The 18,143-nt window shown below is 53.6% G+C and carries 20 protein-coding genes; all 20 read left to right on the plus strand.

Annotation, left to right across the window (positions count from 1 at the left end):
* Positions 1-37 precede the first annotated feature (37 nt).
* The gene (locus tag ACRBCU_RS17755; protein ID WP_431366732.1) at positions 38-520 is read left to right on the plus strand and encodes a hypothetical protein; all 483 of its coding nucleotides are present in this window, start codon (positions 38-40) and stop codon (positions 518-520) included.
* Positions 520-2,220 (plus strand): terminase large subunit, encoded by a 1,701-nt coding sequence (locus ACRBCU_RS17760; RefSeq protein ID WP_431366733.1) that lies wholly within the window; start codon positions 520-522, stop codon positions 2,218-2,220. Before ACRBCU_RS17755 ends, ACRBCU_RS17760 begins: the two co-directional genes overlap by 1 nt.
* Positions 2,217-3,419 carry a phage portal protein gene (locus ACRBCU_RS17765; RefSeq protein WP_431366734.1) on the plus strand — a complete coding sequence of 401 codons (1,203 nt, stop codon included), beginning with the start codon at positions 2,217-2,219 and terminating at the stop codon, positions 3,417-3,419. The genes ACRBCU_RS17760 and ACRBCU_RS17765 overlap by 4 nt, the downstream gene beginning before the upstream one ends.
* Entirely contained in the window at positions 3,406-4,098 is a 693-nt protein-coding gene (locus ACRBCU_RS17770; protein ID WP_431366735.1) for an HK97 family phage prohead protease, read from the plus strand. The genes ACRBCU_RS17765 and ACRBCU_RS17770 overlap by 14 nt, the downstream gene beginning before the upstream one ends.
* Positions 4,099-4,107: 9 nt before the next feature.
* Positions 4,108-5,382 (plus strand): phage major capsid protein, encoded by a 1,275-nt coding sequence (locus tag ACRBCU_RS17775; protein WP_431366736.1) that lies wholly within the window; start codon positions 4,108-4,110, stop codon positions 5,380-5,382.
* A gap of 75 nt (positions 5,383-5,457) precedes the next feature.
* Positions 5,458-5,724 (plus strand): hypothetical protein, encoded by a 267-nt coding sequence (locus ACRBCU_RS17780; RefSeq protein ID WP_431366737.1) that lies wholly within the window; start codon positions 5,458-5,460, stop codon positions 5,722-5,724.
* Complete coding sequence (locus tag ACRBCU_RS17785; RefSeq protein WP_431366738.1) at positions 5,724-6,293, plus strand: head-tail connector protein; 570 nt, start codon at positions 5,724-5,726, stop codon at positions 6,291-6,293. Before ACRBCU_RS17780 ends, ACRBCU_RS17785 begins: the two co-directional genes overlap by 1 nt.
* Positions 6,294-6,297: 4 nt before the next feature.
* Complete coding sequence (locus ACRBCU_RS17790) at positions 6,298-6,633, plus strand: head-tail adaptor protein (RefSeq protein ID WP_431366739.1); 336 nt, start codon at positions 6,298-6,300, stop codon at positions 6,631-6,633.
* A 3-nt stretch (positions 6,634-6,636) separates the two neighbouring features.
* Positions 6,637-7,026, plus strand: a complete 390-nt coding sequence (locus tag ACRBCU_RS17795; protein ID WP_431366740.1) for a hypothetical protein — start codon at positions 6,637-6,639, stop codon at positions 7,024-7,026.
* An 18-nt stretch (positions 7,027-7,044) separates the two neighbouring features.
* A complete protein-coding gene (locus ACRBCU_RS17800; protein ID WP_431366741.1) occupies positions 7,045-7,461 on the plus strand; it encodes a DUF3168 domain-containing protein in 417 nt (138 codons plus the stop codon).
* Between the two features lie 76 nt (positions 7,462-7,537).
* On the plus strand, positions 7,538-7,969 hold the full coding sequence (locus tag ACRBCU_RS17805) for a phage tail tube protein (protein WP_431366742.1): 432 nt from the start codon (positions 7,538-7,540) through the stop codon (positions 7,967-7,969).
* Complete coding sequence (locus ACRBCU_RS17810; protein ID WP_431366743.1) at positions 7,969-8,379, plus strand: GTA-gp10 family protein; 411 nt, start codon at positions 7,969-7,971, stop codon at positions 8,377-8,379. Before ACRBCU_RS17805 ends, ACRBCU_RS17810 begins: the two co-directional genes overlap by 1 nt.
* Before the next feature lie 141 nt (positions 8,380-8,520).
* Positions 8,521-12,246: a hypothetical protein gene (locus tag ACRBCU_RS17815; protein ID WP_431366744.1), complete on the plus strand. Its 3,726-nt coding sequence runs from the start codon at positions 8,521-8,523 to the stop codon at positions 12,244-12,246.
* A complete protein-coding gene (locus ACRBCU_RS17820) occupies positions 12,243-13,154 on the plus strand; it encodes a hypothetical protein (protein WP_431366745.1) in 912 nt (303 codons plus the stop codon). Before ACRBCU_RS17815 ends, ACRBCU_RS17820 begins: the two co-directional genes overlap by 4 nt.
* Positions 13,151-14,842: a hypothetical protein gene (locus tag ACRBCU_RS17825; RefSeq protein ID WP_431366746.1), complete on the plus strand. Its 1,692-nt coding sequence runs from the start codon at positions 13,151-13,153 to the stop codon at positions 14,840-14,842. The genes ACRBCU_RS17820 and ACRBCU_RS17825 overlap by 4 nt, the downstream gene beginning before the upstream one ends.
* Positions 14,839-15,642 (plus strand): hypothetical protein, encoded by an 804-nt coding sequence (locus tag ACRBCU_RS17830; protein WP_431366747.1) that lies wholly within the window; start codon positions 14,839-14,841, stop codon positions 15,640-15,642. The genes ACRBCU_RS17825 and ACRBCU_RS17830 overlap by 4 nt, the downstream gene beginning before the upstream one ends.
* Before the next feature lie 15 nt (positions 15,643-15,657).
* Positions 15,658-16,218 carry a hypothetical protein gene (locus ACRBCU_RS17835; protein WP_431366748.1) on the plus strand — a complete coding sequence of 187 codons (561 nt, stop codon included), beginning with the start codon at positions 15,658-15,660 and terminating at the stop codon, positions 16,216-16,218.
* Positions 16,219-16,224: 6 nt separating this feature from the next.
* Positions 16,225-16,575: a DUF1353 domain-containing protein gene (locus tag ACRBCU_RS17840; RefSeq protein WP_431366749.1), complete on the plus strand. Its 351-nt coding sequence runs from the start codon at positions 16,225-16,227 to the stop codon at positions 16,573-16,575.
* 58 nt (positions 16,576-16,633) lie between these two features.
* On the plus strand, positions 16,634-16,945 hold the full coding sequence (locus tag ACRBCU_RS17845; RefSeq protein ID WP_431366750.1) for a hypothetical protein: 312 nt from the start codon (positions 16,634-16,636) through the stop codon (positions 16,943-16,945).
* 339 nt (positions 16,946-17,284) lie between these two features.
* A complete protein-coding gene (locus tag ACRBCU_RS17850; protein ID WP_431366751.1) occupies positions 17,285-18,115 on the plus strand; it encodes an N-acetylmuramoyl-L-alanine amidase in 831 nt (276 codons plus the stop codon).
* Positions 18,116-18,143 lie beyond the last annotated feature (28 nt).

Genomic DNA, 18,143 nt, shown 5'->3' on the forward strand with positions numbered 1-18,143 from the left:
GGCCTAGACCCGTCCTCCCCCTCGTCGGAGATTTTTTTTGACTGCTCGAGAATTTGACCTTCTTGGTGACCCTATTCCCGTCAATCGCGGGAGTGCTGGAGCCAACGGGCATATTGCGACTTCAAAAAACATCAACAAAGTCAGACTGTTAGTGGCCGCAAAGTGGACCGCGGCGCAGATTGCAGAGGAACTGGGAGTTTCCGTTCCTACACTGAACAAGCATTATTTTCGAAACAGCTCGATAAAGAAGGCGCGCTTGAAAGTGATCGCTGAGGTGAGAGGCCGGGTAATGCTTCGCCTTGGGGATGCTATTGATGATGGCAACGTTGCGGCGATGAAGCACATGGGTCAAATCCTCGATAGAATCGAATTGGAAGAGGCTTCTGCTGAGTTCCTGATACCTAAAAGTGGGCAGAAGGTAGCAAAGAAGAAAGTTGGCAAGAAGGAGCAGCGCGCCGTTGATGCGCCAGAAGCTCTCAGCGATTTTCTCGATCAAGCCGATAGCCAGAGGCTCAACTAATGCCATTTGATTTTGATCTCTCTTGCCCCGATTGGTTTGATAAACTCCAAGCGGGCGAAACGCCTTTGCCGAATGTTCCGATCGATGAAACGAAAGCGGACCTGGCTGAAAAGGTTTTCAATCAGCTGCGCTTACCGGATGTCAAAGGCCAGCCGAGGTTCGGAGAGGTTGATGCTGAATGGTTCACAGACATTCTGCGAACTGTCTACGGCTGTGTGGACCCTGATACTAAGGTTCGTTTGATCAACGAGTTGTTCTTATTGATCCCTAAGAAGAACTCGAAAACAACCAATTCAGCTGGTCTCGGCTTGGTTGCATTGATGCTGAACGAGATCCCGAATGCGCGGATGATCATCGCGGGGCCGACACAAAAGGTTGCCGAGACTTGCTTTGGGCAAGCGCAGGGCATGATCGATGCAGATCCGAAGCTGCAGAAGTTCTTGAAGGTCCAAGAGCACCGTAGCACGATCGTCAATGAGGTCACCGGGGCAAAGCTGGAAATCAAAACCTTTGATATGGCGGTTGTGACCGGGGTTATTCCAGTATTCGTGATCTTGGATGAGCTGCATTTGATGTCATCCAAAGCCTACGCGACAAAAGTTATCGGGCAACTACGCGGCGGCTTGATCAAAGAAGGCAGCTTGCTGGTCATCATCACTACACAATCAGCGGAAGAGCCCGCGGGCGTATTTCGCTCTGAGTTAAATCATGCGCGCGCCATTCGCGACGGAAGTATCCCGGCAGAAGGGCAGTTGGTTGTTCTCTATGAGTTCCCTGAGGCGTTTCAGACAGACAAGTCGAAGCCGTTTCTCAACACCGATTGCTGGCACCTTGTACTGCCAAATCTCGACAAATCGGTCACTCTGGATTGGCTGAAAAGAGAGTTTCGCAAAGTGAGCGCGAAAGGAGCTGAGGACTTGCAGCTCTGGCTTTCGCAGCACTTGAATATTCAAATTGGCCTTGGCCTGCACTCCGATCGGTGGGTCGGAGCGGATTGGTGGCTTGATCAAGCGCGCGAAGGTCTCTCGTTGGAAACGATTATGGAAGAGTGCGACGTGTGCACGGTCGGCATCGATGGTGGTGGCCTTGACGACTTGCTCGGACTGGCTGTGATTGGTCGCCACAAGGAGACGCGGGACTGGCTGCATTGGTCGCGTGCCTGGGTGCAGAAAGACGTTCTCACTGAGCGTAAGGAAATCGCCGAGCGGTTGCAGGATTTCGACAATGATGGTGACCTGATAATTCTGGATGATGTTGGAAGCGATACCGAAGAGGTCGCCGAGATTTGCGCAATGCTGAATGAGCGCGGCCTTCTTTCAGACGACATTGCGATCGGGCTCGACCCGGAAGGGGTTGCTGACATCGTTGATGCGCTCGCATCGGAAGGTTTGAGCGATGACCAGGTGAGACCCGTCTCACAGGGTTATAAATTGAATGCTGCGATCAATGGCCTGCCACGAAAGCTGAAGCGCGGTACGTTCTGGCACTGTGGACAGCCATTAATGAGCTGGTGTGTTGGCAACGCTAAAACTGAGCAACGTGGTAACGCGCGCATGGTTACGAAGCAGCGCTCTGGCGTTGCCAAGATTGATCCGCTCATGGCGACATTTAATGCGGTCATGCTGATGTCATTGAATCCGGTTGCGTCAACCAAGGGCGCGGCTTCCGTTCTGCTTGAAATGGATGAGGTGGTCGTTTGAGGTTTGGTCTGTTTGAGCGAAAATCTACACCTGTTGAAGCGCGCATACTCGAGGCGCTTGATTCTGGCTCCAGTGGCGCTGCGAGCAGCGTTCGCGTGACGATAGAGCAAGCTTTTGGCGTTATGGCGGTGTTTGCTGCAGTACGCGTGATTTCCGAAGATGTCGCAAAGCTTCCTGCCAAGCTCAAGCGCGAAACTGACGACGGAAACGAAGTAGCAAAAGGCGAGCCCGAACACATCGTGCTCAGCCGCATCGGTAAGCCGTCGAATGACATTGATGATGGCTTTACTGCGATGGAATGGATCGAGGCATTGGTGGCTTCGGCTGCGCTAAACGGGGTTGGTGTTGCCCACCTGAACCGCGTCGGCGGTACGGTTCGCGAGGTTACGCCAATCGCTCGGGGATGCTGGAAAGAAGAGCAAGGCAAGTGGTCGCTGAAATCGAAAACCCACGTTTGGGAGACTGTCGAGCGGAGTGAACTTTTCGTGTTGCGTGGTCCGCAATTGGGGCTGAATGTTACTCAGGCGGCGCGCCAGGCGATCGACTTGGCACGTCGTCTAGATCTCATGATGACCAGCCTCGCGAGAAAGTCAGGTCGCGCCAACGGCATTATCAGTTCTGAGAGCATTGATTCCGCTGAGAAAGCGCAGACTTTTGTCGATCGGATCAAAAGCTATTTTGGGCCGTCTGGCGATGGCGGTTTAATGCCGCTGGATCTGGGCGAGTTGAGCTACATCCGCCTGAGCATGACCCCGGAAGAATTGCAGCAAGACACAACCTATTCGAGGGCCGTTACCCAGATCGCGTCCGCATTTCGTGTCCAGCCAGCGCGTGTGATGCATGCGCTCACGGATCATAACAATGCGAGCCTTTACAGTTCGAACCGATCGCATGTCGAAGACTGTGTCCAACCCTGGACAAAGAGGTTTCGCCAGTCGTTTGATAAGGACGTACTTGGCGCAGAGCGCACAGCGCAGGGCTATTTCTGTGAGATCGCGTTGCAAGGGTTGCTTCAAGGTGATCCCGAAGCGCGCGGTAAACTTTACGTGTCGCTTCGAACTGTCGGTGCGATGTCGCCTTTAATGGTCGCGCAGTTGGAAGGCCTGCCTACGGCTGGTGTCAGCGAAGACCCAGCGTTCCCGCTTTTGACCAACCCAAATCCTGAGAGCGAAAAGGAAAAAGAAAATGCGAAAGACTGAAGTTGATCATTTGATGGAGCGAAAGTCTGATGCTGTTTTTGCTGAAGGTTTGGTGACCCCCGAATTCAAGGCTGCAAAGGATGGAAGTGTTGAGGGTTATGGCGCGATTTTCGGGAACGTCGATCGTGGCTATGACATTGTTGAGGCAGGTGCCTTTTCCGACAGCCTGAAGAGCGGCGCGAAAGTAAAAATGCTTTGGCAGCATGACCCATGGAAGCCTATTGGAGTTTGGGATGAGGTGAAAGAAGATGACAAAGGCCTTTGGGTCAAAGGCCACATTCTTGGGGACGTAGAGCAGGGCCGCGAGGCCACAGCGTTGCTGAAAGCTGGCGCGATCGATGGCTTGTCAATCGGATATCGGACATTGGAATTCCGCGAGGCAAAGATTGATGATCGCTGGGTTCGCGTGATCGAAAAAGCAGAACTTTGGGAGGTCTCGTTTGTGACTTTCCCAATGAACCCCGAAGCGACAATAGATGCGGTCAAAGCTGCATCAATGACGCAACGGGATTTTGAACGGCAAATTCTGAGGGAATCGAAGATGTCGAGAACAGTCATCAATGCGCTTATGCGTGATGGCTACAAAGGTGTTCAGGCCCTGAGTGACTCGGGCGATGAGGACTATTCGGAATTGCTGGAGGCCATGCAGGCGTCCAGCCTCATGAACTCGTTGTCATAGGAGAAAATCATGGCGACTCTTGCAGAAGTAAAAGAACTGATCGTTGAAGATCGGAAGAACACTGAGCTGATCCGGGGAGAATTGGACAAGCTCAAAGGTGATGCGGTCGACCAGGCATCGTTCAAGAAGTTGGAAGACTTGGTCGCCAAAGGTTTTGAGGACCGCAAAGCGAAAGAAGATGAGTACCTCGCTGAGCTCAAAGAGGCCAAGGAGGTCGCGGAAGAGGCGTCCCTTAAAGCTGGTCGTCGCGGTTCTGGGTCGGGCGATGCTCCTGATGAAGATCAGATTGCACACAAGAACGCTTTTGTTGACTTCATGCGCTCGCGTGGTGCCGAAGGCTTGAAAGATGGCCTGCGCGATATGGAAGCCAAATCGCTCGGTCTTGATGTTAAAGCGCTTGGTTCCGCAACCGGCTCTGGTGCTGGTGTCGCGGTGCCAACGTTGGTTGCGCAAGAGATTCAGAGCAAGACGAATGACGACAGCGTCATGGCGGGTCTTGTGAAGGTGGTTCAAGTTGGTACCAGCGACTACAAAGAGATCGTTGACAAAGGCGGTCTCGGTTTTGGCTGGGTTGGCGCGGGCGACGCGCGTGACGGCACTGGCAAGCCTGATATTTACGAAGTCGAACCTGCGATGGGCACTGTATATGCCTATCCTGAAGCGCAGGAAGAGCAGCTGGATGATGTGTTCTTCAATGTTGAGGACTGGCTGGTAAATTCAGCCCGCACTTCTTTTGCAAACGCGCGCGACGTTGCAGTTATTGCTGGCGATGGAACCAAGAAACCACTTGGCTTTCTTGGTACTGCGCCCGTAGCTGCCGCCGATGGATCCCGCACAGACAAAGTATTCCAGTTTCTGGCATCGGGTGACGCTGGCACGATCGGCGAAGCAGACAAACTGATTGAGCTGATTTACCTTACCAAGGCGCAATATCGTTCAAATGGCCGTTTCCTGATGAATTCGCTCACGACGTCCAAGGTGCGCACAATGAAAGATGGCGATGGCCGCTTTCTTTGGGCAGATGGTCTGGCTGCTGGCCAGCCTGCCACTTTGTTGGGGTATTCTGTGGCGACCGCTGAAGCGATGCCGGGCATTGCGGCAAATTCCACTCCAATCGCGTTTGGTGACTTTCAGAAGGCCTACACGTTGGTCGAGCGTCACGATCTGCGCGTCACACGCGATGACGTTACAAAGCCGGGCTTTGTGAAGTGGCATATTCGCCAGCGGCTTGGTGGTGCGCCAACCAATGATGATGCCGTCAAGTTCCTGAAGGTCGCTGCATAACGCAACGATAGGGACTTCAATCGAATTGCCCCGCGATGTTCACGCATCGCGGGGTTTTTTATGAGGAATGAAACGATGATCAAACCAATCTCAAATTTTCGCGCGGTTGTCGCTGGCTCTGCATATCCACGCACGTTTACGAAAGATGATGAATTTGAGCCAGACTCAGAAGCGGCAAAAGCAGCACTGGATCTTGGAAAGCTAAACGATGAAGACGCTTCGATGGTACGCGAGGCACTCGGTTTGAGCGAAGCGCAAACCGGTGCCGCTGCTGACAAGGCCGCTGCTGACAAATCTCAAGGCGCAGCGCCAGAGAGCAAAACAGGTGGTGCAAAAACCTGATGCGCCCGGTGCTCGTTATCCCCCCTGAAGCCCCGTTGGTAGCCCTTTCTGGCCCTGATGGACTGCAGGCCCAATGCCGAGTTGATGTCGATGAAGAGGGGGCCAGCGCTGAAGATGGTCTGTTGCAAGCTTTCGAGCGCTCGGCTGTTTCATATCTGGATGGCTACAGCGGTAAGTTAGGGCGGTGCATTCTCAAGCAAAAATGGGCTCTTCCGTTGTCGGATGGTTCGCACGCGATCTTTCTTCCGTTTCCCGATTGCCGCGATTTCAGCATTGAACGTCTGGATAGCGAAGGCAATTGGTCTGACGTTGAGGGCGTATCCATTCAGGTCGGCAACGATGCTGCGGTTTTCACAGACTTGCCCTCGGATCGAACGGGCTTGCACCTGACATGTTTTGCGGGTTGGGAAACGTCGAACGATGTGCCTGAGAGCTTAAAGCAGGCGGTCCGGATGATGGTCGCGCATTGGTTTCTGCATCGCGAAACGGTGACTCCGATGGGGAACGCGCAGCATTTACCGATGGCTGCCCAGGCGCTGATCGCGCCGCTTACCCATATTTTTGTGTGAGGCGATGATGCAAGCGGGTCGGCTCAACAAAAAGGTCAAGTTCTACAGCAACGCTGGGGACGTAAGTGATCACGGTAATTGGGTGGACGGCCGCGCGCTGCGGTGTACGCTTTGGGCAAATGTGCGCGAGCAGCTTGGCAAAGAAAAGTTGGAAGCGGGAATTCTAGAGAGCAAGCACAGGGCAACAATTCGAGTGCGACGTAGCGCGCTGTCCGAGGAGATTGAGACGGGCGACACTGCTCAGCTCGGAGAGCAGGATTGGAAGATCCTAAGCATCGCACCTGTTGGCGATCGCGGCGACGATCTCGATATTCTCTGTGAAACTGCGGGGGCGGGTTAAGCCATGGCAATGACGAAGTCAGGGTTCAAGAAAAACAGACAGATGTTGCGCAAAATCACGCCAGAAGTTGTGAAGCAATTTGAAACTGCGAACGCTGACAATGCGGATCTGATCGTTGATACCGCCAAAGCACTAATCCCTGTCCAAAGCGGTGTTTCGCGCAGGTTGATCCGATCAATTCCGGGGGAAGGAACATCCCAGATCGTTGATTTTGGCCCTATCTCACGCATTTTGGAAGGCGGAACAGCTCAGCGATTTACCAAAGACGGCAAGAACCGCGGCAAGGGGCCTGCGCGGCCATTCAAAAACCCGGCCATGAACGCGACAAAAAACGACCGAAAGGCGAGAAACCGGAAAGCCGTCAAAGACGCGATACGAATTGCGAAGAGCTGAGTTGGGGAGAGGTGTACGATGGCTGATGAGATAGCGCTGGAGCTGCAGGCGGCGTTGATTGCCAGTATCAGAGGATCGTCTGAGTTGACGGATTTCTTGGCAGGAAGGGCTTATGCAACGTTGCCACCTGTCGACAAGCTCGCGTTTCCGTTTGCTCAGATTGGGCCCATCGAACCGCGGCCCCTCTATAGCGATTGCAGCCGATCGGAACGCGTAATTTTTTCGATTGAAGTGATCAGCGGTAGTGCCGGTGAAGGCCAAGTCGAGGTTTCCAGAGGGGCGGGACTGTTAAAGGATCTGCTCGACGGCAATCCGCTAGACTTGGCGACACATCGAATGGTTTCGATCAATTGGAAGACCCAAACATATGAGCATGATGCGCTTGCCAAACGGCATTCCATGCTCGTCGTATTCTCGTCTGTCATAGACGAGTAAAGCCCTATCCGGCCCTTGGGCAAGGCAACGGAGCGAACGCCGCGAGGCGTCCATATCCCAAAGAAGGAGCCTAAATATGGCTAAGCAGAATCCTGATCTAATGTTGCTGAAAATGGGTGACGGCGCAGACCCCGTTGGCTATTCAACGTTGTGTGGGCTAAATTCCCGAAATCTGTCACTTGATGGCGAGAACGTCGATGTCACCACAATTCCTTGTGATGGCGCTGGCGGCAAAGTGTGGCGCGAATTCGCGGCTGGCGTTGCACAAGTGAGTTTCAGTGGCAACGGCTATTTCGCTGAGAAAGCTCAATCTGTTCGTCTGGTCGAGGCGAAGATGACTGGCACGAGTATCGATGATTTTCAAGTGATCGTTCCAGGGCTCGGAACTTTTGAAGGGAAGTTCGCGATTGGCACGCTTAGCATCGCCGGGGAGGTCAGTGGCGGTGCCGTGACCCAGTCGCTGGAACTGGCATCCACTGGCGAAATCACGTTCACTGCAGAGTCATAATGAGCGTTTCGGTTGCTGCCCCGATCGGCGGGGCCATGGCGCAGTTGGGCGGTCAGTCCCGCCCACTGCTTCTTGGTAATGGTGAAATCGAGCGTTTCGAAAGTCACCACGATGTCGGCATTTTTTTGATGTTGGACAAGGTGCTGGACAAAAGTGCGCCGGCTCATCAGTGCCGCGATCTGGTGGCGCTTGGCTTGATCGGTGCTGGTATGGCTGACGTCGACGCGGATGCATTGATTGCAGATTTGCCGCCCCATGAGAACCGCGCGATCCTTAAGGCTGCTCAAGACGTCATTTTTGCGGCGTTCATCGATCCGAAGGTCAAAAAAAAAGACCTAAGCGATGGTTCGCAAGAACCGACGAGCGCGCGCGCTCCTATAACGCCAAAGAAAAGATCAAAAGCGCCATAAGCGCAGGCTTATCGATTGACGAGTGGCGGAAGATGACGCCGCTCGATTGGGCTTTGTTTGTTGAAGCCAAGAACGAAGAGGCGGGCGGCGAAGATGTTGCCGCACCGACCAAAGAGCAATTCGACAGTTTGGTGAAGAAATATGGTTGATGAAACCGAAGCGATTAGGATCCGGCTTCAGTTTGAATCGGAGCAAGCGGAAAAGCGCGGCAAGTCTATGGAGCGTCAACTTGTGGCGCTTGAGCGCCGATTTGACCCGCTAGCCAGTGCTACGCTCAAGTTCGATCGTGGTGTAAAGCTTCTTGAAAAGAGCCTTGAAGCCGGAAAGATCGATGCGGCCCGATACGAGAAAGGGTTGGAGAACCTTAACCGTGAATTCGACGCGGCGAAGGTAAAGGCAGCCGGCATGGCAAATGTGATGGCGCAGGCGAAGGTGCCTGCTGGCACCATGGCAAAATTCGTGGACAAAAACCGCTTCGCTCTACAGCAAGCAGGCTATCAATTCGGTGACTTTGCCGTCCAAGTGCAGGGTGGCACAAGTGCTGTCACAGCGTTTACCCAGCAAGGCACACAGATGCTTGGGGTCTTTGGCGCTTATGGTGCCATTGCAGGCGCGGCTTTGGCGATCGGAACGCCCTTAATCGCGAGTTTCATGGGATCAAGAGAAGCTTCGGTTGAATTCAAGGATTCTCTTAGCGATCTGATTGAGAAGGTTGGTGCCTATGAGGCGGCAGTCGCAAACGCCAACGTCAAGACCGATGACTTGCGGGCGAAGTATGGCGAGGCCTCCGAGGCCGCGCGTGTGTTTTTGACGACGCTTGAATCGATAGCTGGTGTTGAGGCGGTTAACGCTCTGAATTCGGCGATGTTGAGGCTTTCGGAAACATTCGGAGACTTTGGGTTCGAGGACAGTGGTTTTAGCAACTATGAAACCACGTTGCGGATGCTGCGCAAAGAACTCGATTTAACTGGAGAGGCCTCAGTTGAGGTGGCTCGTGGTCTTGAGGCGATGGCAAATGCTTCGGGTGCGGAAGAGCAGGCGAATGCAGCTAGTGTTTTGCTCGCGATTCTTGAAGATACGCTTGGCCCGTTCGACGGAATGAATGAGGCCGCGCAGGAACTTTACAAGCAGATTGCGACTGTAGGGGATCAGGCTGCGTTGCTTTCTGGCGAGATTGAAAATTCCGAGACATCAATGCTTGATATGGTTGCCGCGATTTATAGCGCGAGCGGGGGCTTGGACGGCGCAATCGTACGCGCGAATAATTTGGCAGGCGCAATCGCTGTCGCTGCACGAACGGCGTGGGACTACGCTGGGGCAATGGGCGCGGCGCGAATGGCCAGTCTTCGACAGCTTGATGAGATGAAAACAGAGTTTTCACCGGGCGGTCAGGCACGCAAGAAATACGCTGGCCGCGGTGAAACCAGCGAAACCCCGATCACTGATGGGCGTGGTTTCATTTTGAAGGATGGCACGTTTGTTGATCCCAATGCGAAGCCAGTCCGACGCAGTTCCAGTAGCAGGAAGGCTGGTGGCGGAAAGTCGAGCGGTTCAAGCACGAAGAATGTCGCAGATATTTTTGTCGCTTCTGAGCGTGATCTGGTAAACCTTGAACGTCAGATCGAACTGATTGGCAAAAGCAAATCCGAAGTTGCTGGATTGACTGCTAAGCACAGACTTTTGGACGGTGCCAAGAAGCAGGGGTTGGCGCTGGATAAAGAGCACGCCAAGTCTGGCAAAACGTTAGGTCAGGTCATTGATGAGCAGGCAGCATCTGTTGGACGATTGACAGGCGAGCTTGAGCGCGGAGAAGCTTCTCAGCAGCGTTTTGAGGGCGCTATCGAAGATCTAGCAGATGCTTTCACGGATGCGATTTTTGAGGGCGAAAGCCTGCGTGAGAGCTTCCAGAACATTTTGAAAGGCATCGCCAAAGATATCGTTAACAGTGGCATTCGCAATTTGCTTGTTGGGCAGTTCCAAGCGCCAACAGGCGGCTTGCTGAGTGGTTTGTTTGGTGGCGGCTCTAACGCAACTACCGCGCCGACAGGCGGTGGTTTGCTCAGTGGCCTGCTCGGGGGGGGCGGAACTGGCGGCGGTCTGCTCGGCAAGATTTTTGGGGGAGGTGCCGCCAAATCTGGCGGATTGCTGAGCGGTTTGTTTGGAGGTTCTGGCGCAAGCGCGGCCTCTGGCGGCGGTCTGTTTTCTGGCCTTCTTGGCGGCGGTGGCGGTGCACTTGGTGCCCTAGGCGCTGCTGTGCCGTGGATCGGTGCGGGAGCTGCATTGCTGAGCGGTTTCAAAAAGAAAACTGAAGTGCTCGACGAAGGATTGAGCGTCGATGTCTCCGGCAAATCGTCCAGCGTCCATAGCTATCGAAACGTGAAAGAAACTCGTTTTTGGGGTTTGAGCAAAAAGAACAGAACAGAGATCAACGCCGCAAGCCAGGCTATTCAAGATAGTGTTGCAACCAGCGTTGCGGACCTAAGAACAAACGTGTTGGACGCGGCTTCCGCTTTGGGTGTTGGCAGCAACGCTTTTGAAGGGTTCTCTCGCAAGATCAAACTTAGCACCAAAGACATGACCGAAGAGCAGGCGATTGAGGCGTTAACTTCGGAATTGGAAGGCTTGCAAGATCAATTTGCTTTGGCTGCGCTTGGCACATCAGAATTCACACACGATGCAGAAACCGCTTCTCAGGCCCTAGAGCGAATAAGCGGAGCTTTAGGCGGGGTGAACCCCTTGTTGGAGCAACTAGGCCTGACGCTTTTCGATGTTAGTGTTGCGGGCGGTGCGGCTGCATCTCAATTCGCGGATCTATTGGGTGGGGTGGATGCCGCCGGTTCAGCTGCGGCGAGTTATTTTGATGCGTTTTATTCGGACGCCGAAAAGCTTGACCACCTTAAGAAGACGGTGCGTGAAGTTATGCGTTCCTTGGGTGTTAACGGCTTACCCGATAGCTTAGAGGCGTTTCGCGATGCGCTTGAGGCTTATGACAGCGCGGGTGACAAAGAGGCTGTCGCGCGACTTCTGCAAATAGCTCCGATATTCAAGGAAATCGCTGATCAGGGTGTGAGCGCGGCAGAAGCGGCCAAACGTCTTGCAGATGAGCTGGTCTCGGGTGTCGGTCCAGAGCCTTTTTCGAACAATGCCGACTATCAGCGCGCTGTCGTGGCCGCGCGTGCCGAGGGTAAGAAGGCCATTGATGCGGCAAAAGCATCAAGTTCAGTGAGCCCTGAAGAGAGCAAGGATTTCGCTAACAAAGTTGGCTCGGCCATCGACAATCGCAAAGCCGATGCTGAAATAGATAGACTGACCGAAGCTGCAAAGGCGCTCGGACCGCGTCCTGAAGAAATTGGGATCGCATATGAGAATTTGAACGATCGTATGACGTCTCACATGAGATTGAGCGATGGAACCAAGCTGACTGATGATCAACTTGGCCATAAAGCGTCCTGGTATGGGCTGCGCGCGAAAGCCAATCCTATCATGAACCGTCGCAAAGCAGAAATCGCAAGCTGGGAAGCCAAGATTGAGGCGCTGCGTGATAAGGTCCGCGCACAAGGCGGTGTTCCCTCCTTTTCTGGCGGTGGTTGGACTGGCAGCGGTATTCGCGCCGGTGGCTTAGACGGCCAGGGAGGTTTCCCAGCGTTGTTGCACCCTCAGGAACTTGTTTTGGATGCACACAAGATTGGCCGTGGCTCATCGAGGGCAGGTAGTGTCTTGGGCGGCGATGGTGACGGTCTGGCGGCTCGTATTCTCGATGAAATTCAAATGCTGCGTTCCTCAGCTTCCATCTCGGCGCATCAACTTGTCAAAATCGCTGATGATACCGATGAGCTGGTTGCGCTCGAACAGGAGGCGCAGTCGTGAAGATTATAGAGTCTTACCAAATCACTGAGGCCAATATCGTCAGCACCAATGTTCCTGACGATACGCGGTGGGACAATACGACGAATTTTGCGAAGGGGGCCACGGCACTTCATATCGTAGATAATGAGGATCTTTTGTGGGAAGCACAGCAGGTGAACGTCAATTCGACACCGTCTCATGAATCGACGGTGTGGGCGAACCTAGGTCCAGCTAAGAAGCTCTGTCCGTTTGATTTGCAGGTGGGGTTAGAAAAATACCGAGTCATTGAGACTTCCGCTTCTCTCGCCGATAGCGTCACTTTCACACTCACGGGCCTCAAGCGCGTCTCCGGAATTTATCTTGATGGACTTTCTGGGAAAAGTGTCACGGTGCACGCCACTGTTGGAGGAAAAACGGTTGCGGATATCGATGAGCCACTGCCCGATATCACGGCCTATAATGGCTCGTTTTGGCGCTGGCGGTTTATGCCGCGTCGCCTTGCGGCCGAATTTCAGAAAACCAATCTGAACATTCCTGCGGATGCCACAATTGTTATTACCGTTGTCAATCCGGGTGGTACCGCAAAACTGGCTAGCTGTGTGCTGGGTATGGTGCATTCATATCCAGGTACGCGGCCGGGCGTTTCACGTTCTATCAAGGGCCGTTCAACCAAGAAGTCGGATGGTTTACGGAATTCTCTGAAAAGACGATTGCCCTCTCGGAAAATCAACTTTCCTGTCATCATTACTAATGGGCGTGCCGAGGCACTTTTGACTTTGCTCGAAGACCTAGACGGAATGATGGCTGTCTATATCGGAAGCGACAGTGTGGGACGACTTCTCACAGCGTTCGGGTTTCACACCAGCGTGACCATGACGGCCCAAAGTAAAAACAACAGCGAATTCCTAATTGAGGTAGAAAGCTCATGAGCACAGATATTCCCCAGCTAACGCCGCCGCCACCTGCTGCAAACAAGGACATGGATGATACCACGTTTGATGCGCATATCGATCAGCGTCATGATTGGGAGCCGCTTCGTGTTGAAGAGGAAAATGAACTGGTGGAATGGCAGCGCCAAAAACTTGAACAAACTGCGGAACACGAACAACGCGCCAAAGCGGCGAAGGCAGAGCTCGAAGCGGATGCGGCTGTTGTCGAAGGGTTGAAAATCGAGGTTGAGCAGGACGCAGCAGATGTCGCTGATCTTCATGCTCAAGTTGAACAAGCGCAAAATGACGTGAATTCGAGTAAGTACGAAGCCGCACTATCTGCAAGTTTAGCGGCGGAGTCAGAGGCAATTACGATAGGTGCGGAAACGAATGTTCTGTCCGCTTTGGATGCTCAAGGCCCTTATACTATCGTTGCGACCAAGGCTGAGGCAGATGCGCTGAACCTAAACAATGGTGACATTGTCGAAGTGCAAGCTGATGAATCCAGAGACGGCAATCGCACCAGATATCGACAAGAGGGTGGTTCGCTTACCCTCCTGATCGACCTAAGCGCAACAGGAGAGGCTTTGCAGGCAAGAAACCGGCGGATTGTGCTGCATCCGAAGTATCAGAAACTCATTTGGACCTCCGATTGGCAACTGGACCGGAACGCGCCGAACGGCGCTGATCAAGAGGTCATGCAAGCTGACATTCATGCGAGTATCTGCGAGAACCATGCGGATGCAGATGGCGTCTTCTTTTTGGGTGACATTGCGGATCTGGGCGAAGTGCCCGCGCATATTCTGTCGGGCTACACGGTTCCTCATGCAACCCTTGCTGATCAGCGCGCGCTAATCCGCAACTTGCCCGGTTGGCTGCAAGCCGAAATCGATGGCAATCACGATTTCAACACGCGTGATCCTGCCGAGGATTTCGCGGAGGGCGAGACGCTTGCAGAATATGAGCGCCAATTCCCTGCCCCGACATATCACCTTGAGATGGGCGATGTGGTGCTCGTCTTCATGGGCGATGAAAAGAAAAGCAAGCAAGGCAACATCTCGCACCAGACTTTTGAGTGGTGGGAGGAAATCCACCAAGCCTATCAAGAACACAAGTTGATGATAACTGGCTCGCACCAGAGTCTTGCGCATACGATTGACTACACGCCTGATATGCCTGGTCGCCATATCGACAATTCTCAATTGTTCATCGATGCTATGACGCGTGCAGATCGCCCCTGTAAGCCGCATCTGTGGTTCTGTGGTCATCATGGCTCTTATCAGTCGGAAAATCTGGGACAGAGGGCCTTGGTCGCCCATGGCGGGTGCCGTTTTGTGCAGGTGGGAGCGCATATCCCGTCCATTGCTGGTGCTGATCCCGCGCGGCCCCTAGTCTATTGGACTATGCACCTTACAGGCGGCTCTGATCAGGTTGTGCTCAAGCAATGGGATGTGGGGGCTGGTGGCTACATCGATGCCAATGAAATCACCGTGCAAGCGCCCGTACCGCTCAAGCTGCGCAATCATCTGACCTTTGATGGCCGCGTGCAAAAGCATGCGCGCTTCGATCTGCAAGCGCAGGTGATGCTGGCCAGTGCATCTAGGCTTTTGCGCGTAACAATCAATCAGGAAATCCGCCTTCGACAGCTTGAAGGCAAGCCAACTTATGGAACGGAGAAAATATTATGAGCACTTACGCACTTGCACGTGAATTTGGCGCTTTGAACGAGATGGCCTTATCGCTCTTTGCGGCCTTTGACGGCAAAAGTATGGTGAAGGTCGAAGACCTCGATCAGGTGGAAGGCACTGGTTTCTATTTCTTCGCCGCCGCCGCCGCTAACAACCCGCGGCCGGGCTTTGATGGTCGCCTGATCCATCTGGAGGAAGAAAACGGCGAGGCCACCCAGTTTGCCGCTTTCGGCAAGGATGCTTTCATGGTGCGCGACCGTGATCTGCCAAGCGATGACCCCAATCAGGAATATGGCCCTTGGCGTGCAATTGTCTTGTCTGGAGAGCGCAAGGTCATTGACGACGGTGACACTGCTTTTGACGCCAACTGGATACTTGCCGCCAACATGTTCGGCGATACGGCGATAACCTGCTCTAACTACAAGGTGATTTTCCTGATCATGGGCAATATTGCCCATGTGAGCGGGTTCTTCGACATCGAGGACTTCGCCGCGACGATCCCCTCTGATGCAAGCTGGAATATCGACCTTGATCTCGGTGCTATGGCGGTTGCGGCTGGAGCCTTCACCAACATTGATGGTGAGCCGTTCGGCAATGCGACGGTAGAATTCGAAGGCGGTGGCGAAAAGGCCATGCTGCAATCGGTTTTTGCGCGGGTACGTGATCAGTCTGCCACGCTGGCCAATTCCATCGAATTTTCCAGCACGCAAACCGATACGGGCGGGCTAGCCGGAAACAGCAATTTGGCCATCACCGAAGGCCGCATTCGCTTCAACATCACGTTGATGGTTTCAGCTTAAAAGGGGTAAGCAATCATGGATATCCAATCTGTTCACGCCAATCTCAAAGGTGGCTATGATGTCGCCTTTGAAGGCGGTGGATTCGTCAGCTTTGGCATTGATCTTGAAGGCAGCGCCGACGCTGAACGCGCAGCCCAGCACGGGGATTTCATCGCTTGGATCAAAGCTGGTAACAAACCTGCCCCTTGGCAGCCCAGTGCTGAAGAGGTTGCACGGTTCGAAGCGCAACAGGATCGCGATGTGGTTCGAGCGCGTATTGCCCAGAGCGCGGGCGACACGCTTTCACTTCTGGGCACCACGTCAGATGCTGGAACCATCGCCGTGCTTGTGGCCGCGTGCTTCATGGCCGCGCTCGATGAAGAAACTGGCTATAAGGAGTTTCGCGCCAAAGCGAATGCCCTCATGGCGGGAATTTCTGGCGATCATGATCCTACTGAGATCGCGACCTCCTTCCTAAGCGATGTCGCATCCGGAGTCATTCGCTTGCCTGCTCTTGAGAAGGGCATTGTGGAAGTTTTGGCCGAGGTCACAGAGCGTGGCACTGCCGTCTCCAAGGCCATTCGTCCTTCGGAATAGAGCGCAATGCCAGACGTTTCGTGGTGCTGCAAAGGCGGCGCGCGTGGGTATGTGACAGTGCGAACTGTGTATTGGAGCTTGATGTGGAAAGGCTCTCCTTTTCTTCTTACCATCTTGCCAGGCAGAGAATTCGAAAGCTCCGTACCGTGTGTTTTGCAGTGGCTTTGGTCTCCTGACGACCCGTTCTACCTCAAGGCAGCTCTCATTCATGATGTGCTGTTGGAAAGTGGCTCCAGAACCTTTGAGGCGGATGGTCAATGGCGCGCGGCCGCGATCAGCGAAAAAGCACCTCCGTTTAAAACAGGCATCGCCTACGCAGGAATGATCCTGCGTAGGTATTGGCAATGGCTGACTTAGGGGCAGTAGTCGAAAGTTATACGATTGCTGCGCCAGCGCCAAAAAAAGGTATCGTGAAATGGCAGATCAAGGGGGCTTGCCCCAACTTCTAGTCGGAATGAAAGAGCAGATGGCGATTTTGGCTTTTTCTGGGGTCGGTGGCGCGTTTGTGCGTGCGATCTTTTTGCCAGAAGAAAATTGGAAACGGCGTATAGCTCAGGGTCTCGCCGGCGCGCTTTCCGCTATCTTTTTGGGTGGCGTGTTGGGGCATATCATTAACAGCATGACGGGCGCAGGGCAGATGTCTTACCTAGCTGCTGGCTTTATCATGGGGTCAGGGGGCGAACTTGCTGTCAAGACGATGCAAGATCGCTTGATGGTGAAGAAATGAGTTGGCTTTCAATCGGAGATCATCTTGTTGTTTTTTGCCTCGTTTTTGTGCTGTGGACGCTATCTCACCAAAATTCAGGTGGAACTGAGCCGCTTAAGCGAACCATTTCTCTTGGTTATGGAGTGTCCGCGCTTCTGGTTCTAGCTACATTGATGGTCGAGGATTTCGCAGAGAACGAAACGCTTGAGCATATATTCAATATCCTGTCTCGGGTAGCTCTCACTGTCGCTCTTTGCGCTGTCTCCTACCGGCTTAGGCAAATCTACAAGCATCAATGAGCTGATCTAAACGAAACTGAACCGGCCTCGCTTTTGCGGGGCTTTTTTTATGGAGAAAGAAATGGGCTTGCATCCTGCAAATCGTCACATTCAACTTGGCATCAAATCACTTGGCTATGACCCCGGCAAGATAGATGGGTGGTTCGGCAAAAACACCGCGCGATCTTCATTGGCGCTGTTTGAAAGCGGTCCCTTGCGCCAAACTGAGTGGGCGGTACTCCAACTGAAAACTGGTTTGCGTGACCTTGGCTATTTCTCTGGTCGGATGGATGGCGAGTATTCCGGCGTTCTACGCAAAGCGCTTGGTGCCATGCTTGACGCCGAAGGAATGCCGCTCGCAGAGGCGGTTAAGGGTCCAGAGGTACTGACACCTACCAAGCCACTTCTCAAGCCTGTGTCGCACGGCGCTCGTCTCTACCAAGGGTCAGCCCGTTATGAGATCGATACGATTTGCCTTCACTGCCTAGCTGTTCCGAGTAGCTGGCACGCAAGTCGATCGAACAAACAGATCCTTGCAGATGTTCGTTCCATGCATGTCACACCGCGCTCTGAAGGCGGGCGAGGATGGCGCGATGTAGGTTATCAGTGGATTACCTGCCCTGACGGAGAAGTGCTGGAAGGACGCCCAGAGGATCAAATTGGCGCGGGTGCCAAAGGTCACAATCGCGGCGTGATCCACATCAATATGGTGGAGACCCGCACCATCGATCGGATGCGTCGGCCAGAGGACTATTTCACCCCCGAAACTCTCAGCTCAGCCAAAGCTCTGATCGAGAGCTACATGCAGCGCGCTCAGATCAAACGCCTGATGGGTCACAACGAAGTCGCAAGCAAGCTTTGCCCGGGCTTCAAAGTGATCGATCGCGACTGGACTGATCGCACAGTTGCCTAAATCCAAACGAAGCATAAAAGGAGATACC

The sequence above is a fragment of the Planktotalea sp. genome (assembly GCF_050633725.1).
GTDB lineage: Bacteria > Pseudomonadota > Alphaproteobacteria > Rhodobacterales > Rhodobacteraceae > Planktotalea.